This is a genomic window from Corynebacterium sp. MSK044, from assembly GCF_030232825.1.
GTDB lineage: Bacteria > Actinomycetota > Actinomycetes > Mycobacteriales > Mycobacteriaceae > Corynebacterium.
Map to the genome: position 1 here is coordinate 1 of NZ_JASPJJ010000041.1, position 2989 is coordinate 2989.

The window sequence follows — 2989 nt, forward strand, 5'->3', positions numbered from 1 at the left end:
CACGGGTTAACCTCGCGACATGCCGCTGACTCGCAGGCTCATTCTTCAAAAGGCACGCCATCACACACATCGAGGTGCTCTGACGGATTGTAGGCACACAGTTTCAGGAACTATTTCACTCCCCTTCCGGGGTACTTTTCACCATTCCCTCACGGTACTTATCCACTATCGGTCACACTGAGTATTTAGGCTTACCGGGTGGTCCCGGCAGATTCACAGCAGATTCCACGAGCCCGCTGCTACTCGGGGACACAATCAAGCACACACCACTATGTCTTCACGTACGGGACTCTCACCCACTCCGGTAGACCATCCCAGGCCACTTCCGCTAACACAATCATGCGCACCGGTGTCTGGCAGAACACCACAACCGCACCCCACAACACCGCACACGCAACCCCTGCCAGGTATCACACGCACACGGTTTAGCCTCATCCACGTTCGCTCGCCGCTACTAGCAGAATCATTATTATTTTCCTCTCCTGTCGGTACTGAGATGTTTCACTTCCCGACGTCACCTCCCAACCGGCTATGAATTCACCAGCAGGTGACCACACACAACTGTGGCCAGGTTTCCCCATTCGGACACCCTCGGATCAACGCTTTGTTGACAACTCCCCGAGGCATAACGCAGTCTCACACGTCCTTCATCGGCTCAGCATGCCAAGGCATCCACCATGCGCCCTTCAGTAACAAACACAACAACACACACCCCCACCACACAACGGCAGCAAAGGCATGTGCCCGGATACACAACACATACTCACACAAAAAATATTCTTCAAAGAAGAAAGATGCTCGCGTCCACTATACAGTTCTCACACACCACACCCACCACCACCAACCACACAAACAGTGATCAGCAAACAGTGAGTCACAAACAGGAACAACCACCCACACACATTCCATGCGCAGGCACCATGTGCTGCCCCAGACACCCAACAGTGCACCAACAATTCATAAACGTTTGGAATTACAGCTTGTATCAACCATCCACCCGACTAGCACCTAGCCAGCCAGGTATGTGTCCACCTGGATATTTCACAAAACAGTGGCAGCACCACGCTCGGGTACTCAACCACTAACACCCACAACTGTGGGCAAAATAAAAGCTCCTTAGAAAGGAGGTGATCCAGCCGCACCTTCCGGTACGGCTACCTTGTTACGACTTCGTCCCAATCGCCGATCCCACCTTCGACAGCTCCCTAACAAGTTTAGGCCACTGGCTTCGGGTGTTACCAACTTTCATGACGTGACGGGCGGTGTGTACAAGGCCCGGGAACGTATTCACCGCAGCGTTGCTGATCTGCGATTACTAGCGACTCCGACTTCATGGGGTCGAGTTGCAGACCCCAATCCGAACTAAGGCCGGCTTTCAGCGATTCGCATCCCCTCACAGAGTAGCTGCGCGTTGTACCGACCATTGTAGCATGTGTGAAGCCCTGGACATAAGGGGCATGATGATTTGACGTCATCCCCACCTTCCTCCGAGTTAACCCCGGCAGTCTCTCATGAGTCCCCAACCAAATGCTGGCAACATAAGACAAGGGTTGCGCTCGTTGCGGGACTTAACCCAACATCTCACGACACGAGCTGACGACAACCATGCACCACCTGTACACCAGCCACAAGGGAAAGACCATCTCTGGCCCAATCCGGTGTATGTCAAGCCCAGGTAAGGTTCTTCGCGTTGCATCGAATTAATCCACATGCTCCGCCGCTTGTGCGGGCCCCCGTCAATTCCTTTGAGTTTTAGCCTTGCGGCCGTACTCCCCAGGCGGGGCGCTTAATGCGTTAGCTACGGCACGAACCCCGTGGAAGGGACTCACACCTAGCGCCCACCGTTTACGGCATGGACTACCAGGGTATCTAATCCTGTTCGCTACCCATGCTTTCGCTCCTCAGCGTCAGTTACTGCCCAGAGACCTGCCTTCGCCATCGGTGTTCCTCCTGATATCTGCGCATTCCACCGCTACACCAGGAATTCCAGTCTCCCCTACAGCACTCAAGTTATGCCCGTATCGCCTGCAACCCCGCAGTTAAGCTGCGGTATTACACAAACGACGCGACAAACCACCTACGAGCTCTTTACGCCCAGTAATTCCGGACAACGCTCGCACCCTACGTATTACCGCGGCTGCTGGCACGTAGTTAGCCGGTGCTTCTTATCCAGGTACCGTCACTTTCGCTTCGTCCCTGACGAAAGGAGTTTACAACCCGAAGGCCGTCATCCCCCACGCGGCGTCGCTGCATCAGGCTTGCGCCCATTGTGCAATATTCCCCACTGCTGCCTCCCGTAGGAGTCTGGGCCGTATCTCAGTCCCAATGTGGCCGTACACCCTCTCAGGCCGGCTACCCGTCGACGCCTTGGTAGGCCATTACCCCACCAACAAGCTGATAGGCCGCGAGCTCATCCCACACCGAAAAAACTTTCCACCACCGACACTAAACGATGGTCCTATCCGGTATTAGACCCAGTTTCCCAGGCTTATCCCGAAGTGCAGGGCAGATCACCCACGTGTTACTCACCCGTTCGCCACTCGAGTACCAGTGCAAGCACTGGCCTTTCCGTTCGACTTGCATGTGTTAAGCACGCCGCCAGCGTTCATCCTGAGCCAGGATCAAACTCTCCACAAAAAACACCCACAAACGTGAGCATCAATCAGTAAAAGATTACCGAGCCGTGAAAAGCCCAAAACCTAACCAAAACAAACCACACCAACACCACACAAAAGATGCTGGCCTGGCACATCCAAAAATTACTCGACAAACCAAAAAGGTTCATCCAACGTTGCTGCCCCAATCGACGAGGAAAAAAGACAACAACAAAAACATCTAATCAGCCATGCGACCAACCAGACGACACCATTCCATCAATGGTTCAAACAGCATCGACCAGCACACACCCCAAAACGGAGTAAACAGTCACAAACCAACCAAACAAAAAATCATTGGCACACTATCGAGTTCTCACACAACACACGCACAC

2 rRNA genes are annotated in these 2989 nt (G+C 53.6%); both read right to left on the bottom strand.

Features of this window, described 5'->3' with window-relative positions:
* A 23S ribosomal RNA gene (locus QP994_RS10945) occupies positions 1-699 on the bottom strand; the annotation flags it as partial.
* 421 nt (positions 700-1120) lie between these two features.
* A 16S ribosomal RNA gene (locus tag QP994_RS10950) occupies positions 1121-2637 on the bottom strand.
* Positions 2638-2989 lie beyond the last annotated feature (352 nt).